A 17,318-nucleotide genomic window follows, 5' to 3' on the forward strand; every position below is an offset into this window, starting at 1 on the left:
AGCCGCATTTGTGATGCTCAATATATGCATAGCCCGAGGTCGTGTTTTGTGGAAATCGGCTTTCTTTTACTGACTATCAGCCGGGGCTTCCAACGATGCTCGATATCATGGAACTGTCTTGATGGCGCGGTGTATTGCTTGGGATTGTGCACGGCGGACCGCCACCATATGCGCTGAAAGAGGAAACGAAGATCGTTCCGAGGGGGTTTGAATTTTCGACTTCGCCAGTATTATCTCTTCACACGTTCCCAGAAGCTCCGGCCAAAGGTAAGATTATTCTCGCTGAGGCACCCTACTAAAATCATAATTACATTGCATTATTGCTGAGCGTCGGCGGCGGTTCGGGAGAGAATTATGTTTGATTACGCCTTAACGGCGCTGTTGGTTTTGGTTCTTCCGGCCTATCAGATTTGTCGAAGCCTGACGCGGCGCAATATCGATGAGCCAAAGATCGGCCGTTATTGGCGTTCCATGGCCCTTGCGGGCAGCTTATGTATGGCGCTGATGGCGGAATGGGTCCTGCTGGGGCGACCCATGGCTGATCTCGGGTTGGCGATTCCTGTGCCTAAGGCGGGTATTATCGGGATTGGAATCGCCGTGGCCCTGTTTGCGAGCCTGCTGGCGCTTGTCAGGATAAAGCCACCCCGGGGAAACGCTTCAGCGGAGGCCCTATTACCCAGCACGCCAGACGAAAAGCGGGTCTTTATCGCACTCAGCCTTGTGATTGGGACAGCCTGGGAGATTCTGTATCGCGGCTATCTTTTGTGGATGCTGATACCGCTGGTTGGCACGGTCGGTGCCGTCGCGGTGGCGGCGGCGGCGTATGGCATGGCGCATGGCTTCAAGGGATGGAAGCCCTTCCTGGGCAGCTTATTGTCGGCGGTCATCTTCACGACGGCCTATGCGCTGACGGACAGCCTTTGGTGGTTGATTCTCATTCACGTGGGGTTGCCGCTAAGCGTGACCTTCGCCCGGCCGTCGAGGGTACCGGAAGTTGCCAAGCAATCAGAATAGGGCATTTCGCCTTCCACGTCTGATGTCTGTGGGATGCGGCCGTATGTGCCGATGCGCGGCTGCGGGCGGCGTTGGGACTTGCCACCTCTTGGCGCCCAGGCCTATAAAACCTCATCTATTGTTGAGGTTGGGGTGCCCCCATGCCTGGTGCGGCCAAGCTGAAGCGCGAACTTTCCGTGGGGGAGGTGGCGAGGCGCGCCGGTGTCGCCGTCTCCACCCTGCATTTTTACGAGGCCAAGGGCCTGATCACGGGATATCGCACCGCCGGCAACCAACGGCGCTATCCCCGCGAGATCCTGCGGCGCATCGCCATCATCCGCGTGGCGCAGCGCGCCGGCATCTCCTTGGCCGACATCCATGCCGCCCTGGGCACGGTGCCGGAGGGGCGCACACCCACCCAGGCGGACTGGCGCCGCCTGTCCACCCACTGGAAGGACACGCTGCAACAGCGCATCGACAGCCTGACGCAACTGCGCGACCAATTGGAAACCTGTATTGGTTGCGGCTGCCTGTCCATGGCCGACTGCCCCTTGCGCAACCCGCAGGACCGCCTGGGGACGGATGCCACCGGGGCGGTGCTGCTGCGACCTGCCGACAGGACGTGAAGATGGCGCGATGGCTGGTAAACTTGTGAAGATCACCACTTTTGGTGGAGGTAGCTCCCGCTCGTCGCTTGTCGGCCGTGTGGGCGACCCTTATTGTGCGGTTCTGAGGGCGCCATGCGTCTGAGGCGGGGGAGGGAATGGATGAAAGTTGAAGGTGGCCTGGTGGACGACGCACCCGTGGGCCGGCGCGGCGGGTGGGCTGGTTCCTTTCCCTGGCGCCGTTTCGCGTGGCCCGCCGTGCATGTGCTGCTGATGGCCGCCGCGCTGTCGCCGCTGTTCGTTTCCGTGGCGCCCGCATTGAACGACTATCCGCAACATCTCGCCCGCCTGGCGGCCGAGGCGCGCTATGCCCACGATGCCGACCTGCAGCGGTATTACACTGTGGACTGGGGCCTGCGGCCCAATGTGAACCTGGCCGTCGACCTGCTGGTGGCGCCGCTGATCGGGCCGCTGTCGCCCTGGGTGGCGGGGCGCCTGTTCCTGGTCGCGACACTGTTGTTGATGGCCGGCGGCACCTGGCAACTGTCCCGTCGCCTGAACATGGGCCAGGCCGGTTCCCCCTGGGCCGGTTCCCCCTGGTATGCCGGGCTGTTGCTGTACCCGATGCTGTACAACACGGTTTTCCTGGACGGCATCATCAACCTGGCCTTTGGCATGGCGTTGGCCCTGTGGATGCTGGTGTTTTGGCTGGGGGCTCGGACGTGGCCATTGCTTTGGCGCCTGCCCGTGCTGGCGCTGGGGGGGCTGGCGGTCATGCTGGCGCACGCGGTGGCGTTCGCCGTGCTGTTCGCCATGGTGTTCTGGCTGGAGGTTGGCTTGCGGCTGCGCTGGGGGCGCGATCCGGCCTATCCATCGCGGGGGGGCCGTGACTGGGGGGAACTGGCGGTCCTGGCGCTCGGTCCCCTCGCCTTGGCATTGCTCGCCGGCGGGCGCGAAATCCTGCCCAATCCCTATACCGAGTGGCCCAGCCCGCACTCCATGATCGATGTGGTGAAGGCGCCGCTGGCTTTGCTGGTCGCTTCCCCTTGGGCGGCGGGGGTGTTGCTGGTGGTGGTCGTGGGCCTGATCCTCGCCCGGCGGGTCAGCGTGGCGCCCGCCATCCGCTTGCCGGTCCTGGTCCTGGGGCCCCTGTCCTTGCTGGTGCCGCCGGTCATTCAGGCGGTGGCGCAGATGCACATCCGCCTGCCCGTCATGATCGCTTTGGTCTTGCTGGCGGGATGCCGGGTCCGGCTGGCCCCACGTGAGCGACTGCCCGTGCTGGGCGCGGCCGCCCTGGCGGTGTTGGGCCTGTTCGCGGTGGTGACGACGGAATGGCGTGGCTGCGGGCGCGCCGTCGATGATCTTTTGGCGGCCATTCCCGACGACTGGCGGGGCAGCCGTGTGCTGCCCATCCTCCAGGCGGATCATCAGGGACGCGGGGTCGGCGCCTCCTGCCATCGGGCGACGGCGGTCTGGCACTGGACCGGGCTGACGGTGGTCACCCACTCGACGCTTGATCCACTGACCTTCATTTCCATGAGCCTGCAATTCCGTCCCGAATACGCCTTCAGCGACCTGGTGTCCTGGCCGGTTGGGACCAGCGAACTGCCCGCGTCCCAGGGGAAGTGGTGGGATGGTTGGCGCCAGCGCTTCGATCACGTCCTTTTCCTGCACCCCGATGGTCCGGCACCGGCCCCCGCGCCCGGTCTGGTCCTGGTCCACCAGGGGCCGATGGCCGACCTCTACACCATCGACCGCGAGCCCTGAGCCCTGTCGGGCGTCTGGCCCTCATGGCCCCGGAAAGTTCCGGTGGTCCCCTCCGTATCACCATGGGGGCGCTCGCGGCGCCCTGCGGGAAGGACGGAGGGGATGATGGCGGGGCTGGGTGTCGCGGTGCGTTGGATTCTGGTCGCCGGCTTGGTCCTGGCGACCTGTGGTGGGTGCATGGCGGCGGTCCGGCGGGGGGCGAAGGCCCTGGGCCAGGACCAGGACAAATCGGTGTCCGCCGTGGAATCCCCGGGCTGCGACGGCTCGGTTCTGCCGCCGGGCATGCCGACCGGGGTGGACGGGCCCTATGGCATGGTCCGGCACGCGGTGCCCGATCCCGCCATGGCGGGGCAGGACGTCCTGGTCTTCCTGCCGGACCGGGCGCCCGGTCCCAGTCCGGTGATCCTGCTGGCCCACGGCTTCGGCCCCAATTACTGGCCCGCCTACCAGGATCTGATCCGGCACATGGTCAGCCGGGGCGCCGTGGTCGTTTACGCCCCGTATCCGGCGTTGGGGGCCACGCATGACCAGCGGTACGGCACGCTGTGGGCGGGCTTCCAGGCGGCGGTGGCGGCGGAGGGCCAGGCCATGGATCTCAGCCGCGTCGGCATCGTCGGCCATTCCTACGGTGGCGGGGCCGTGCCCTTCCTGGCCAGCCATGCCTTCGTGGACCAGGGCTGGGGACGCCAGGGCGCCTTCGTCCTCATGCTGGCGCCCTGGTACAGCCACGCCACCAGTGACGCCGACATGGCGCGTTGGCCCGCCCATGTGATCCGGGGCTGGCAGGTCTATGACGGCGACACGGTGAACGATCCGCGCATGGCGGTGGATTTGTATGCCCACGCCCCGGCTGAAGGGGCGCGCTATTTTTTCCAGGCCAAGTCCGGGACCCTCATCTGGCCGCAAGGACCGGCCGGCGGCTGCGCCCTGACGGCTGACCATCGCACGCCGGGGCGGGGTGACGGCGTGCTGCTGAAACGCCTGGCGGTTTACCCGGTGGTGGACGCCCTGGCCGACCAGGCCTTCAGTCCCAGCGCGGAGACGGCCGCCCGCCTGGCGGCGCTGGGAACGCAGGAGGGCGGGGGATACCATCCCCTGGTGCGCGAGAAGACGCCCGCCCCGGTCAAGGGGCAGGACGCCTATCGTTGGCCCTGGGCGCAGGACCAGAACCCGCGCCAGGGCGAGGGCGCGCGCTGATCAGCGCCCCCGATCAGCGCGCCCCAATCAACGCGGGACGGGAACCACCCGCTGGTCGATGGCGCCGAAGACGCTGCCGCCGTCGGCCAGCGTCACCTCCATGCGCACCCGGTCGCCATAGCGCATGAAGGGGGTCCTGGGCGCGCCTTCATCCAGGATCTCGATGCCCCGCCGCTCGGCGATGCAGCTGGACCCCACGGTGCGGTAGCTGTCGTTGGACACGGTGCCGGAGCCGATGATGGATCCCGCGCACAGGTTCCGGGTGCGGGCGGCGTGGGCGATCAGCTCGTGGAAACCGAAGGCCATGGCGCCGCCCTCGGCGGCACCGAAGCGCGCACCGTTGAACCACACGTTCAGCGGGCGATGCACGCGGCCGTCCCGCCAGGACAGGCCCAGCTCGTCCGGCGTCACCGCCACCGGTGCGACGCTGCACGGTGGCTTGGCCTGCACCCAGCCGAAGCCGGTCTTCATCTCGCGCGGCGCCAGCACGCGCAAGGACCAGTCGTTGATCTGCACCACCAGGCGCACATGGGCCAGGGCCTCCTCCGGCGTGACACCCAACGGCACCGCGCCGGTGATGACGCCGAACTCCCCCTCGAAATCGATGCCGTCCTCTTCCGAGGGCAGGGCCACGTCTTCGGTCGGTGCCAGGAAGCGGTCGGAGATGCCCTGGTACATCAAGGGCTCCGCGCCCTGGACGTTGTCGATCTTGAACACCTTGGCCATCAGCTCGCCATGGCTGAGGTAAGCGGACCCGTCCAGCCACTGCCAGGCGCGGGGCAGGGGGGCCAGCGCCTGGGCGGCGTCGAAGGGGACGGTGTCGCGGCCGATATTCACGGCGTCATACAGCGCCTGCAGCGCCGGGGCGACCGCGTCCCAGCGCTCGATGGCCTCCTGCAGGGTGGCGGCGATGCCATCGGCGTACGCGGCACGGCGCAGATCGCGGGAGACGACGGCCAAGCGGCCGTCTCGGGTGCCGTTGGGCAGGGTGGCGAGTTTCATGGATCGCGCCTCAGCCCACGGTCTCGCCGAACGTCTCGGCGATCCAGTCGGCGATGTAGTCACGGCCGAAGGACATGTTGTCCACGCCCACATGCTCGATGCCGCCCTCGCGCGGGGTGAAGATCTTCAGCTCGCGCTTGGGGCTGTTGACCAGCTGGTCATAGGTCTGGTGGGCGTAGTCCAGGCTGATCTGCCGGTCGTTCTGGCCATGGGTGACCAGGAAGGGCACCTTGATCTTCTCGACGACGCCGTTCAGGGTCATGCCCGCCGCCTTGGCGAAGAAGTCGTCCATGTCCTTGGCGCCGAACACCCAGCTGACATGCTCCCAATAGTGCGGCACGGGGTTCTCGCCCTCGCGCGCCAGGCGCTTCTGCTGCACCTCGGCCCAGTTGTGGTTGGCGCCCCAGACGACGCCCAGGGCGAAGCGTGGCTCGAACGCCACGGCGCGGGGGGTGAAATAGCCACCGAGGGAGATGCCGGTGATGCCGATGCGCTTGGCATCCACGTCGTCTTGCGTCTCCAGCCAGTCCACCACCTTGGATGCCCATTCCTCCGCCTTGTGGGTGGCGGGCAGCTTGTGCAGGCGCAGGGCCTCGCCCGATCCCGGCTGGTCGATGCACAGGGTGGAGACGCCCCGGCGCAGCAGCGCCTCGGGCAGGCGGGACCAGTACAGCAGCTCCTTGCAGCTATCCAGGCCGTTGACGTAGACGACCACCGGCTTGGGGCCGGGGCCCGGCGCGCGGGTATAGAGGGCGGGGATGATGCCGCCCTGGTAGGGGATCTCGATACGCTCCGCGTTCTCATTGCCCAGGGCCATGGCGCGGCGGAAGCTGTCCTGCGCCTTGGCGTAGGTCGCGGCGCGGCCGGGATGGCCGTGGCCCTGCATGCGCTCCGCCGTGGTGTAATAGAGCGCTGCGCGCTGCAGCTTGGTCCCGGCGGAGAAATTGCGGCCCCGGGCCTCGTCCTCGGCGGCGAGATCGACCAGCTTGTCGGCCATGGCCACCCAGTGCTTCAGGAACTCGCCCGTGCCCGCATCCTCGCCCCGCGCCGCCGCGTCGCGCAACGGCCGGCACATCTCATCGATCTCACCGATCTGGGCGCCGGACTCGATGGCGATGTCCACCGACAGGTTCCAGACGTAATTCTTGGGGAAGTATTCGAACATGGGGTCTCGCGGCCTCTGGTCTCGATGGGCGCCGGGACAGGGACGGCGGGTCATGCCGAAGGGTAAGGTGCCGTGGCGCTGGCCGCCGGCCGGGCCCGTTCGGCCCCCGCTCTCATTCCTCCCACCGCCCGCCGGCCGCGCTTAAGGGCGCCAGCGTGTACGCAACGAGGCTACCCTGGCCCGGGGGCGGGCATTTGGGAAATCGAGAGATACGATGGAACGCTAACGGTTTGGGCGATGGGTGCTGCCATGAGGCCCTTTCCTTCCGCGACGTGAACAGGCCATCGAGGATGAGGTGGTGGCGGCGGTCGCCGGATAAAAAAGGGCCGCCGGCGGGAAGTCCGGCGGCCCCAAGGAACCTTCCAGGGGGCCAACCCGAGGAAGGGAATCGTACGCGCGGGCGCGACTGGCGCCGGGCGGTCAGAAGTCGTACTTCACACGCACATAGTAGTAGCCACCGTCGTAGCCGTAGGGGCTGCTGAAGGAATATTGCTGGCCCACGCCATAGGTGCCGAACTCCGACCGGATTTTGGCGGGGTACTTGTCGCCCACGTTCTGGCCGCCGATGCTGGCCGTCAGGTCGTCGAAGACCTTGTAGGAAACCTCGGCGTCGAAGATCCAGGCGGGGTCGAAGTTCTGGCCCAGGCAGGTGGTGCCGCAAATGCTGACATTGTCCTCCCACGCGCCGTAGTAGCTGGCGCGGCCCAGGATGCTGAACTTGCCCACGTCCCAGACGCCGGTCAGGGTGGCGCGATAGTGCGGGTTTTCGTTCTGCAGGTCCTGGATCTGGCCCAGGCCGATGACGCTGGAGTCGTACTTGGTGACGACGGTGTGGTTGATGTTCATGGCCGCCGTGGCGTGCAACTCACCCGCGTCGGCCAGGTCGAAGGTCTTGCTGGCCACGATGTCGACGCCTTGGGTGCGGGTGTCGAAGCCGTTGGCGAAGTAGTTTACCTGACCGCCCACGCCCACCGCCGCCAGGGCCGGCTGGGCCACGATGTCGGCCGCCGTCACCGTGTAGGAACTGGTGATGCCGATGCGGTCCTCGACCTTGATGTTGTAGTAGTCGACCGTCAGGTTGACCTTGTAGGGCAGGTCGAACACCAGGCCGCCGGCGATGTTGAACGAGGTCTCGGGCTTCAGCGCCTGCGAGCCGTAGTAGCGGGCGATGGCGCTGCCCACCGGATAGGTGCCCTGTTCCACCGGGTTGCCGTTCTGGAAGATGGTGGTCACCTTCGAGACGTTCTCCTGGCCTGGCGTGGGGGCGCGGAAGCCGGTATTGACGGAGGAGCGGATGGCCACCCAGTCGGTCAGCTGATAGCGGCCGGTGACCTTCCAGTTGGTGGTGCTGCCGAAATCGCTGAAATCCTCATAGCGCAGGGCGAAGCCCAGGCTCAAATCCTTGATCACGTCGGCTTCGGCGTCGGCGTAGAAGGCGTAGTTGCTGCGCGGGAACTGGCCGGCATCCGTGGACGTGAAGCCCGGCATGCCGTTGGATCCCACCGGCACATAGGCCGCATAGGCGCCGGAGGTGTAGGAGGCGGCGTCGCCCGCGGTGATGGTGTAGGTCTCGCGCCGGTATTCGGCACCGCCCGCGAGGGTCAGCGGGCTGGCCAGCCAGTCGATGTGAACCGGATAGGTGAGGTCCAGGTTGAGGTCCGTCTCCTCCTGCGTCTGCGTGCCGACATAGAACTGCGTCGGGCTGCTGGGCCCCAGGGAGGGATTGACCGTGTTGGTCAGGTTGTAGCGCACCTCATCCCGGCCGTAGCTGGCGCTGGCGTCGATGATCAGGCCGGATTTCAGCGTCGTCTTGTAGCCGCCGGTGATGCTGCTATCCAGTATGTCGCCATAGAACCAGGGATGGTAGCCGCCGGGATAAACCTTGTTCCAGGCGAAGGTGGACCCGTCGGCCAGCGTGAAGCTGGTGCCCAGCCAACTGCTCAGCGGGTCGCGGTAATAGAAGCTTTCCTTGGTATTGCTGTGGCCGAAATTGCCGAACAGGTAGACCTTGGAATTGTCGGTCAGGTCGATGCCGCTGTTGATGAACAGCCGCTCCGCCTCCACCGCGTTGTCGCCCCAGCGCTGGTTGGGCGTGGGATAGCCCTTGGGGCCCGGGTCGTAGCCCGATGCCTTCAGGGCGGTGACATCGGTGCGCTCCACCCCCCGGTCGGTGGGATCGTTCTTCTGATATTCGGCGCTGATGTTGACGAAGCCCTTGTCGCCCAGGGGCAGGCCTGAATTCACCTGGATGTGGCCGGTGGCGCCGTCACCGGCGTAGTCCTGGCCCCACTGGGCGATGACGCTGCCGCCGTGGTCGGCATCCTTCAGGGTGAAGTTCATGACGCCGGCGATGGCGTCGGAGCCGTACTGGGCCGAGGCGCCGTCGCGCAGCACCTCCAGCTGCTTGATGGCGATGGCAGGGATCTGGTTCAGGTCGGCGCCCTGCGAGCCCGAGGTCTGGGCGTCGCCCGCGATCTGCACCAGGGCGGAGCGGTGGAAGCGCTTGCCGTTGATCAACACCAGGGTCTCATCCGGCGGCAAGCCGCGCAGCGTCGGCGGGCGGACGATGCCCGAGCCGTCGTCGCTGGAGAAATGGCCGACGTTGAACGACGGGACCAGGGTGCGGATCAGATCCTGCGTGTCGCTGCCGGCCTGGCGTTCCAAATCCTCCGGCGTGAACACGTCCACCGGCGAGGGGCTGTCGGCGACCGAGCGGTCGACGCGGCGGCTGCCGGTGACGACGATTTCATTCAAGCCATCGGAATCCGCCGGCGCGGTCGCGGCCAGGGCCACGGCGCTGAGGGAGGTGGAGGCCAGAAGTGAAAGGACGGTAACGGTGCGCAGACGACGCCCATCACGCGCGGAATTCCGCGCATAGCCCCGAAAACCCATTATGAAGTCTCCCAGTTTATCGTTTCGATACGCTTCTGGGTCGCTTCGTGGTGATTTTTCCCCTGATGCCCGTAACGCCTTCAAGACGCTTTTGACAAAGCCTACGGGACACGACTTAGGGTTGGGGATGCGACATTTCGCCTTCGGCTGATGGGTCTATGCCCCGGCCAGGGCGGTCGCCTCGTAAACGAAGACCTCGCCCTGGTGGAAGGTGGCGGCGGCGCCGGAACCATCCCACGCGGGCATGTCCGGCGCCGCCACGACGTACCACCGGATGCCGCGCTGCCGCAGCAGGGCCGCGGCGGATTGGCGGTCACCGGCATGGTCCACGGCGGCCTGATCCGCCATGCGTTGCCGCACCACCGCCACCACCTCCGGCGTTCGCGTCGTCAGCATCTGGTCGATGCGCGCCACATGACAGGGAATGCCCGTCAGGGCGACCAGTTGCATCGCGGGTCCATCAAGGGCCCCGTTGGCGCCATGCCCACCGATCAGCATGCGATCCCCTGGCGTCGCATGGTCCCGCAGATAGCGCGCCGCCTCCGGTATGCCGGGCTGTACCCGGGTGTGGAAGAAGGCAGAGGACCAACCCAACGCGGCCGAGGGGCGCGCGGGGTCCGTTCCGTGGTAAAGCGCCAGAACCAGGGCGACGGCGGCCGCGACCGACGCGGCGCCCCGGCCAGGCCCCAACCGGTTGATCCTGGTGCCCCAGCCGCCGGCCCCGGCCAGCCTGACCGTGGTCCAAAGGGCAACGATGGCATAGAGCAGCACGAAATGCCGGTGTTTGTATTCCGACACGTCATTGTTCATGGGCATGGGGGCCCAGAAGACCAGAAGGACGTAGGTGGCGCACAACAGCAAAGGGGGCATGTCCTCCGCCTGGAAGCGTTTACCCCGGGTCACCAGGGCCAGGGCCAACAACGCGGCCACCAGCCACGCCCCCAGGGCCGCCGGCAGCGCCATCAATCCGCCGGCGAGTGTTCGCCAGCCGTCACCAAGCGCATGCACCCAGGCGGCGATAGCCTCGGGGCCGTTGTTGTACAGGCTGTCCGCATATTGGGTGGCCGCCGTCCAGGTCAAAAGGCCCTGCCCCAGCCAGCCAAACACCAGCGCCACGGTGAGAAGGGAGGCTAGGGCCAGCCCCAATCCGGCCAGCCTCCAACGCCAAGGCGCGGGTAAGAGGCGCCAGGCGACCGTGCCGGCCATGGCCGGCGCCCACAAGAGGAACATGTGGGCGCGGATGGCGATCAGCATGAACGTCAGCAGGACGGCCAGCGCCAGCGGCCCGGCCCCCCCGCCCCTGCACCATTTCAGAAGGCAGAGGTAGGCGACGGCGGCGGTTCCGATGGCATAGGCGGACCCGGGCGCCGTGAACAACAACCAATGGAAGCCAAGAAAGCCGTTGCCCAGGCCGTAGTGCGACGCATCGGGCACGAGGAGCATGAGCCCCAAAGCGATGAAGGCGACACCCATTCCCCCCATTTCCACCGCCAGCCCGAACAGCCCGCAGAGACCGACGAAAAGCCCCAACGGCAAAAGGACCGCGGTCGCCAGGCCCAAGGCGGGCAAGTCGGTCACCTGACCCAGGGCGGCGGGCAGCATGAAGGGTGCGTAATGATAAAAATAACGCGGGGCGCCCGGCAGGATCAGGTCACCACCGCCAGCCGCCAAGGGGGCGCCGAAGGAGGCGACAACCGTTCCATGAGCGAAATAATCTACCCAGCTAGGGAGCACCAGGGTCGCCGTCAGCGTGGGCAGGGCCGCGGCGACATGTCGGCAAAAGAAGGCGACCACGATGGCCCAGACCAGCGTCGTGAAGACGTCGGACCAGGGGATGGGGGGAAAAGCCGTCCGGCTTTCGCGCCGCACAAGGGCCCAGGCGATGATCACGGCCGACCATGCCACGAAGGCCGATTGGGCGGTCCAATCGAAAACCAGGGTGGGAATCAACATGGCGACACTGCTGACGCTGATGCCGACGACCAGGGCCACCGGCAGCCGGGCCGCCAGTCCGTCGACCTTGAACTGGCTCAAAAGCAGTTCGCCGCTGGTCGTGACGATGGCGGCCCCAGCCAGGGTCGCGATAGGCCAGATCGGGGTGATCGGTGTGCCCGCCAACAGCAACAGGGTATCGATCAGGCCGCTGACGGTGACGATGAAAAGCAGCCTGGCTGCGGGCGATCCGGTCAGGCGGTGCGGGTTGGCATGGGTGGTCATGGTCGTCCCGGGGGCCGATGGGCGAGGCGGGTGGTGTTACGAAGGGCTGTTTGATTCGTTAACGCACCGGACCATATGACAAAGGATGTGGCATGTGCCATAGCAGGGTCGCGGCGATTGCGCGGTTGGGGGGCCACCATGAGGGATATTGTCATCTTCGGTGCCGGCGATATCGCCGCCTTGGCCGACTTTTACTTCACCCATGACTCGCCCCGGCGGGTGGCGGCTTTCACCGTCGATGCCGCCTTTCTCTCTGGTGACGCCTTCCTGGGCCGGCCCGTCGTGCCGTTTGAAACCGTCGCGGATCATTACCCGCCCGACCGGTTTGATTTCTTCGTGGCCGTCAGTTACGCGCGGTTGAATGCGGTGCGCGCCGGCAAGGTCGCCGAGGCCCGGGCCAAGGGCTATGAACTGGTCAGTTACGTCAGCAGCCGGGCGACCGTTTTCCCGGACCTTTCCCATGGCCATAATTGTTTCATCCTGGAAAACAACGTCATCCAGCCCTTCGCCCGCCTGGGAAACAATGTGACATTGTGGAGTGGCAACCACATTGGGCACCATTCGGTGATCGAGGATGACGTGTTCATCGCGTCCCATTGCGTGGTGTCGGGTGGGGTTCGTGTCGGCCAAGCCGGCTTCCTGGGGGTCAACACCACCGTGCGCGACCATGTCACCCTCGGGCCGCGATGCGTCTTGGGCGCTGGCGCCCTGGTCCTGGCGGACCTGCCGGCGGAGAGCGTGGTGGCACCCCGCGGCACCGAGGTCTCGCCCGTTCCCAGCCATCGTCTGCGGCGCATCTGATGGACCGCATTCCAACCGGGCGCTGGCGCAAACTGGGCCAGGTGTTCGCCGGCCCGGCCGGCGCCAACCCATCCTTGCTCACCCACGCCGCCCTGCCTGTCGCCGTCCCCTTGGAAGGGGATATCGTTCGCGTGTTTTTCAGCGGCCGGGACGCGGCCAACCGTTCCGCCGTCGGCACGGTGCTCATCCGTTTGGGTGAGGTCCCCCGGGTGGAAGATCAGCCGGCGGCGCCCGTCCTGCTGCCCGGCGGCGTCGGCACCTTTGACGACGCGGGCGTCGGTGTCGGCTGCGTCGTGCCCGGTGGCGATACCGATCGACTATATTACATGGGCTGGAATGTCGGGGGCTCCGTGCCCTGGCGCAACGCCATCGGCGTCGCCTTTGGCGACGCGCGGTCAGGCCGGTTCGAGCGCGCCTTCGCCGGCCCGGTGCTGGACCGCAACGTGATCGACCCTTACAGCCTATCCTATCCGTGGGTCTTGCGTCTTGGGCCCGGTGACTGGCGCATGTGGTACGGCACCCATCTGACGTGGGGGGCCGCCATCGTCGATATGAGCCACGCCGTCCGCCACGCCTCGTCGGTGGACGGGCTGTCGTGGCACCCCGCCACCGGCCTGGCGCTTCCGCCAGAGGGGGATGAGGTCGCCACCGTGCGGCCGACGGTGCGGCTGATGGCGGGTGGCGGCTATGAGATGCACTATGCAGCCCGGGGCGCCGACACCCCCTATCGCATCGGCAGGGCGGTCAGCGCCGATGGCCACCGGTGGGTCAGGGCCAGCGGCGGCCTCGCCCCGGATCAGGAGGGGTGGGAAGGGGGCGCCACCACCTATCCGTGTGTGTTCGAACAGGGTGGGCGGCGCTGGCTGCTTTACAACGGTGCGAACTACGGCGGTACCGGCTTCGGCCTGGCGGTTTGGGAGGAGTGACCGTCCGTGGCGCACTTCAGGGATGACGGACCAGCACCGTGAACTCCCAGAGGCCATAGTCCTGCAGCAGTGCGACATGGCGGCCGAAACGGTCCAGGCATGTCCGCAGCGTTGCGGCCGGGTCGGCATAGAACAGGTCTTCCCGCCGCTTGTCCGGGTCCGACGACAGGCTTAGCAGGTTGAAACCGAAGCCCCGTTGGCCGGTTCGCGCCAGAACCTCCACGGTTCGCCACACATGGTCCGTCCATTCGGCGGGCGTCGCGCCCCGCATGACGTTGAATATGCCGCTGGCGACGGCGTAGTCGGCCGGTGCCGAGGGCATGGCGCCGGTATGGAAGTCATGGCCGGCGGCCGGTCCATGCAATTGGCGGGCGGCATCGACCATGGCGGGCGCGACATCATAGCCGGCATAGGTCCCCTGATGGCCGGTCGCTCTAAGGAAAGAAAGGAAATCGCCATAGCCGCAGCCCAGGTCCGCGACGCTGGCCTGGGGATCGACCGACAACAGCCGCAGGAATTGCTGGTGGCGCAGGCGTTGGCTTTCACCGTCCTTCCAGTCGACGCCCTGGGGATGGGCGCCATGTTCCGCCAACTTCGCGCTGTAGTATGAACTGACGGCGGTCAGGATTTGGGGCGAGGGCTGGGTCATGGGCGGAACGGGTCCATGGGTGAATGGGTGGGGTCGTCGGCGAATGGTTCCCCGTCGTCCGCGCGGTGGATGGCGCGCAAATGCGTGTAGGGTCGGCGCTTCACCTCCGACAGGATGTTGGCGATGTAAATCCCCAGGATTCCGAGGATGAAGATCGTGACGCCGCCAAAGAACCACAGGGATACGATCAATGAATAGTAGCCGCTGACGACTGCGCCATATACAAAATACTTGAATAGAGAATAGCATATATAAGCAACGGAGGCGGCGCTGATGGCGAATCCAGAATAAAGGATAAAGTAAAGAATCTTGGTGGACGTGGTGGTGATGTGTTTCACCGCCATATCGATCTTTCGTCCCAGGGAATAAGAGGTGGGCGACAGCGACAGTTTCTCGACCGGCAGTGCCGTTTGACGGAATCCGGTGATGGCCCACAGGTGGGAAATCTGCATTTCCCGGTCGCGATGCGCAACCAGCGCTTGGACATAGGGGCGCGACATGAGGCGGGCGGTGATCAGATTGCGGGGCAGGGGCAGGTCGCTCAAGGCTTCGACCAGCGTGAAAAAGACCGCCCCGGACAGTCGCTCGAACAGGCCGCCCCGGCGACGGTTTTGCACCCCGTACACCACGTCCCAGGCGCCTGCCGTCATTTCCGCATGGAAACGGGTCAAGACCTCGGGCGGTTCCTCCAGATCGCAGTCGATGAGGAAAACCAGATCGCCCCGGGCATGGGCCAGCCCCGTCATCATGGCCTTGTGATGGCCGAAATTGCGCGCCAGTTCCAGCACGACGACCCTGGAATCCTGGGCCATCAGGCTGCGCGCCACCGCTAGGCTGTCGTCGGGGGAACCGTCATCGACCAGGATGAACTCGACCCTGGAGGTGAGGGTGGCCGCCACCGCGCTGCACCGGGCATGGAACGCGGCGATGGTGGCTGATGACCGGTACAACGTCGTCACGATCGATAAGGTGAAGTCGCTGGTCGATATAGATCGCGCCATTGCTTGACCCATCCTGTTATATCCGCCTATACATAATGCAGTTATTTGTAAAGATTCAATCTTTCTGGCGCGATCAATCTTTCTTACCAAAACTGATATTCTTGACCGAACGGCGGTCAAGAAGCGCCTCCCGTATCTTTAAACGGAAATGACATCCGATGGATTGGGGGGTACCGCGAGGGTTTTTATGACCGAACAGTCCACAGTCCCCGAAAGGGTGGGGTTCAATTGTCCGACCTTGGCGGGGGAGGAGTTCGCGCTGATCCGTCAGGCGCTTGACATGGCCCATCTTTCCGGCAACGGCCATTTCACCCGGCAGGCGCAGGCTGTGCTGGAAGGGCGGGTGGGGGGCGGACGCGCCCTGCTCACTCATTCCGGCACGGCCGCACTGGAGATGGCGGTCATCCTGGCGGGGGTGGGGCCGGGTGACGAGGTCATCATGCCATCCTTCACCTTCACCAGCACGGCGAACGCCGTGGCGTTGCGCGGGGGGGTGCCGGTTTTCGTGGATATTCGCCCCGACACCCTGAACATCGACGAATCCCTGTTGGAAGCGGCGGTCACCCCCCGCACCCGGGCGATCTGTGTCGTGCATTACGCGGGTGTGGCGGCGCAGATGGACACCATCGCCCTCATCGCCGAACGTCATGGTCTGACCCTGATCGAGGATGCGGCCCAGGCCTTGGGATCCCACTGGCGCGGCCGTCCGCTGGGATCGTTCGGCAGCTTCGCCGCCTTCAGCTTCCATGAAACCAAGAACATCATCGCCGGCGAGGGCGGGGCGCTGATCGTCAACGACCCTGCGGCGGTGGAGCGGGCGGAGATCATTTGGGAGAAGGGTACCGACCGGGTTCGTTTCCAGCGTGGCGAGGTCGCCAAATACACCTGGATGGATATTGGCTCCTCCTACCTGCCCAGTGAGATCACAGCGGCTTTCCTCCTTGCCCAGTTGCGGGCCGCCGAGGCCATCACCGCCCATCGGCTGGAGGCGTGGGGGCGCTATCACATGGCCCTGGCGGATTTGGAGGCGGCGGGCCGGCTGCGGCGGCCCGTCATTCCCGACGATTGTACCCACAACGCCCATATCTATCACGTCCTGGTCCCGGAGGCGGGGCGCCGGCCCACCATCCTGCGCGATCTGGCCGCCCGCGGCATCGACGCCGTTTCCCATTATGTGCCGCTGCATTCCTCGCCGGCCGGCCGGCGTTTCGGTCGGGCGTGCGGGTCGATGCGCTGGACCGACGATCTGTCCGCACGCCTGCTCCGGCTGCCCTTGCACCCGCGCCTGGATGCCGGGGCGCAAGCCCGGGTGGTGTCCGCCTTGGGCGAGGTGCTGGATGGCTAGCCCTGCGGACGACGGGCGGCGCCCCTCCCGCACGGTCGTCATCACCCAATCCAATTACTTGCCCTGGCGCGGCTATTTCGACCTTATCCGCCGGGCCGACGAGGTGATCCTGCTGGACAGCGTCCAGTACACGCGTCGCGATTGGCGCAACCGCAACAAGATCAAGACGGCCGCCGGGCCGGTTTGGTTGACCGTGCCGGTTGAGGTGAAGGGGAACTACCACCAGGCGATCGACGAAACGCGGGTGGCTGATCGTCGGTGGTCGGCGGCCCACCGCCGTGCCATCGAACTGGCGTACGGGCGGGCGCCACATTTCGCGGAGGGGTACCCCTGGCTGGAGGGCTTGCTGGCGGGGCTGGCCGAGGAACCCCTCCTCTCCCGTATCAATGAGGCCTTGCTGCGCGCGCTCTGCGCCCGCCTGCGCATCGCCACGCCCATCCGACGGTGCACCGATGTGCTGGAGCGGGAGGCCCTGATACGGACCGATGCCACGGGCCGGCTGGTTGATCTTGCCACCGCCGTGGGCGCGACACGGTACCTCAGCGGTTCAGCCGCCCAGGGCTATCTCGACGTTTCCGCCTTCACCCGGCGGGGTATCGAGGTGGAATGGATGTCCTATGAAGGCTATCCGGACTATCCCCAACTGTGGGGCGCGTTTGAGCCCGCCGTGTCCGTGATCGATCTGCTGCTGAACACCGGGCCGGACGCGCCGGCTTATCTGGGGCGTCCGGTCGTGACGGTCCAGGGCGGGCGCTGAC

General features: G+C 66.1%; 14 protein-coding genes. 8 read left to right on the forward strand and 6 right to left on the reverse strand.

Annotated features, from left to right (window positions below):
• Positions 1-354 precede the first annotated feature (354 nt).
• The 4 genes from FHS74_RS21430 to FHS74_RS21445 all read left to right on the forward strand — a co-directional run bounded on the left by FHS74_RS21430 (position 355) and on the right by FHS74_RS21445 (position 4,562).
• Positions 355-1,014 carry a CPBP family intramembrane glutamic endopeptidase gene (locus FHS74_RS21430; protein WP_184804894.1) on the forward strand — a complete coding sequence of 220 codons (660 nt, stop codon included), beginning with the start codon at positions 355-357 and terminating at the stop codon, positions 1,012-1,014.
• Positions 1,015-1,154: 140 nt separating this feature from the next.
• Positions 1,155-1,619, forward strand: a complete 465-nt coding sequence (gene soxR, locus FHS74_RS21435; protein WP_184804896.1) for a redox-sensitive transcriptional activator SoxR — start codon at positions 1,155-1,157, stop codon at positions 1,617-1,619.
• A 141-nt stretch (positions 1,620-1,760) separates the two neighbouring features.
• Positions 1,761-3,365: a hypothetical protein gene (locus tag FHS74_RS21440; protein WP_184804899.1), complete on the forward strand. Its 1,605-nt coding sequence runs from the start codon at positions 1,761-1,763 to the stop codon at positions 3,363-3,365.
• A gap of 102 nt (positions 3,366-3,467) precedes the next feature.
• Positions 3,468-4,562: an alpha/beta hydrolase family protein gene (locus FHS74_RS21445; RefSeq protein WP_184804902.1), complete on the forward strand. Its 1,095-nt coding sequence runs from the start codon at positions 3,468-3,470 to the stop codon at positions 4,560-4,562.
• A 27-nt stretch (positions 4,563-4,589) separates the two neighbouring features.
• Here the strand turns inward: FHS74_RS21445 and FHS74_RS21450 are convergent, their stop codons facing one another.
• From FHS74_RS21450 to FHS74_RS21465, 4 genes are all read right to left on the reverse strand, one after another.
• A complete protein-coding gene (locus tag FHS74_RS21450) occupies positions 4,590-5,564 on the reverse strand; it encodes a fumarylacetoacetate hydrolase family protein (RefSeq protein ID WP_184804917.1) in 975 nt (324 codons plus the stop codon).
• A gap of 10 nt (positions 5,565-5,574) precedes the next feature.
• The gene (locus tag FHS74_RS21455) at positions 5,575-6,729 is read right to left on the reverse strand and encodes an alpha/beta hydrolase family protein (RefSeq protein WP_184804920.1); all 1,155 of its coding nucleotides are present in this window, start codon (positions 6,727-6,729) and stop codon (positions 5,575-5,577) included.
• Positions 6,730-7,149: 420 nt separating this feature from the next.
• Positions 7,150-9,621 carry a TonB-dependent receptor plug domain-containing protein gene (locus FHS74_RS21460; RefSeq protein WP_246463275.1) on the reverse strand — a complete coding sequence of 824 codons (2,472 nt, stop codon included), beginning with the start codon at positions 9,619-9,621 and terminating at the stop codon, positions 7,150-7,152.
• 156 nt (positions 9,622-9,777) lie between these two features.
• Positions 9,778-11,838: a hypothetical protein gene (locus FHS74_RS21465; RefSeq protein ID WP_184804923.1), complete on the reverse strand. Its 2,061-nt coding sequence runs from the start codon at positions 11,836-11,838 to the stop codon at positions 9,778-9,780.
• A 138-nt stretch (positions 11,839-11,976) separates the two neighbouring features.
• On the opposite strand from FHS74_RS21465, the gene FHS74_RS21470 reads away from it, so the two are divergent.
• Positions 11,977-12,639, forward strand: a complete 663-nt coding sequence (locus FHS74_RS21470; protein ID WP_184804926.1) for an acetyltransferase — start codon at positions 11,977-11,979, stop codon at positions 12,637-12,639.
• Complete coding sequence (locus FHS74_RS21475; protein ID WP_184804929.1) at positions 12,639-13,565, forward strand: glycoside hydrolase family protein; 927 nt, start codon at positions 12,639-12,641, stop codon at positions 13,563-13,565. The genes FHS74_RS21470 and FHS74_RS21475 overlap by 1 nt, the downstream gene beginning before the upstream one ends.
• 16 nt (positions 13,566-13,581) lie before the next feature.
• Here the strand turns inward: FHS74_RS21475 and FHS74_RS21480 are convergent, their stop codons facing one another.
• Both FHS74_RS21480 and FHS74_RS21485 read right to left on the reverse strand, forming a co-directional pair.
• The gene (locus FHS74_RS21480; RefSeq protein ID WP_184804932.1) at positions 13,582-14,214 is read right to left on the reverse strand and encodes a class I SAM-dependent methyltransferase; all 633 of its coding nucleotides are present in this window, start codon (positions 14,212-14,214) and stop codon (positions 13,582-13,584) included.
• Positions 14,211-15,227, reverse strand: coding sequence for a glycosyltransferase family 2 protein (locus FHS74_RS21485; RefSeq protein WP_211106466.1), 1,017 nt, complete (start codon positions 15,225-15,227; stop codon positions 14,211-14,213). Before FHS74_RS21485 ends, FHS74_RS21480 begins: the two co-directional genes overlap by 4 nt.
• A gap of 175 nt (positions 15,228-15,402) precedes the next feature.
• On the opposite strand from FHS74_RS21485, the gene rffA reads away from it, so the two are divergent.
• Together rffA and FHS74_RS21495 are read left to right on the forward strand one after the other, a co-directional pair.
• Positions 15,403-16,560, forward strand: coding sequence for a dTDP-4-amino-4,6-dideoxygalactose transaminase (gene rffA / locus FHS74_RS21490; RefSeq protein WP_184804935.1), 1,158 nt, complete (start codon positions 15,403-15,405; stop codon positions 16,558-16,560).
• Positions 16,553-17,317, forward strand: a complete 765-nt coding sequence (locus tag FHS74_RS21495) for a WbqC family protein (RefSeq protein ID WP_184804938.1) — start codon at positions 16,553-16,555, stop codon at positions 17,315-17,317. The genes rffA and FHS74_RS21495 overlap by 8 nt, the downstream gene beginning before the upstream one ends.
• Position 17,318 lies beyond the last annotated feature (1 nt).

The organism is Nitrospirillum iridis (assembly GCF_014205765.1).
Lineage (GTDB): Bacteria > Pseudomonadota > Alphaproteobacteria > Azospirillales > Azospirillaceae > Nitrospirillum > Nitrospirillum iridis.

What these genes read in the sequence shown, in the direction of transcription:
- FHS74_RS21465 (WP_184804923.1), bottom strand. Translation starts at nt 11,838, where the DNA reads ATGACCACCCATGCCAACCCGCACCGCCTGACCGGATCGCCCGCAGCC.
- FHS74_RS21460 (WP_246463275.1), bottom strand. Translation starts at nt 9,621, where the DNA reads ATGGGTTTTCGGGGCTATGCGCGGAATTCCGCGCGTGATGGGCGTCGT.
- FHS74_RS21450 (WP_184804917.1), bottom strand. Translation starts at nt 5,564, where the DNA reads ATGAAACTCGCCACCCTGCCCAACGGCACCCGAGACGGCCGCTTGGCC.
- FHS74_RS21445 (WP_184804902.1), top strand. Translation starts at nt 3,468, where the DNA reads ATGATGGCGGGGCTGGGTGTCGCGGTGCGTTGGATTCTGGTCGCCGGC.
- FHS74_RS21495 (WP_184804938.1), top strand. Translation starts at nt 16,553, where the DNA reads ATGGCTAGCCCTGCGGACGACGGGCGGCGCCCCTCCCGCACGGTCGTC.
- FHS74_RS21485 (WP_211106466.1), bottom strand. Translation starts at nt 15,227, where the DNA reads ATGGGTCAAGCAATGGCGCGATCTATATCGACCAGCGACTTCACCTTA.
- soxR (WP_184804896.1), top strand. Translation starts at nt 1,155, where the DNA reads ATGCCTGGTGCGGCCAAGCTGAAGCGCGAACTTTCCGTGGGGGAGGTG.
- rffA (WP_184804935.1), top strand. Translation starts at nt 15,403, where the DNA reads ATGACCGAACAGTCCACAGTCCCCGAAAGGGTGGGGTTCAATTGTCCG.
- FHS74_RS21470 (WP_184804926.1), top strand. Translation starts at nt 11,977, where the DNA reads ATGAGGGATATTGTCATCTTCGGTGCCGGCGATATCGCCGCCTTGGCC.
- FHS74_RS21455 (WP_184804920.1), bottom strand. Translation starts at nt 6,729, where the DNA reads ATGTTCGAATACTTCCCCAAGAATTACGTCTGGAACCTGTCGGTGGAC.
- FHS74_RS21440 (WP_184804899.1), top strand. Translation starts at nt 1,761, where the DNA reads ATGAAAGTTGAAGGTGGCCTGGTGGACGACGCACCCGTGGGCCGGCGC.
- FHS74_RS21430 (WP_184804894.1), top strand. Translation starts at nt 355, where the DNA reads ATGTTTGATTACGCCTTAACGGCGCTGTTGGTTTTGGTTCTTCCGGCC.
- FHS74_RS21480 (WP_184804932.1), bottom strand. Translation starts at nt 14,214, where the DNA reads ATGACCCAGCCCTCGCCCCAAATCCTGACCGCCGTCAGTTCATACTAC.
- FHS74_RS21475 (WP_184804929.1), top strand. Translation starts at nt 12,639, where the DNA reads ATGGACCGCATTCCAACCGGGCGCTGGCGCAAACTGGGCCAGGTGTTC.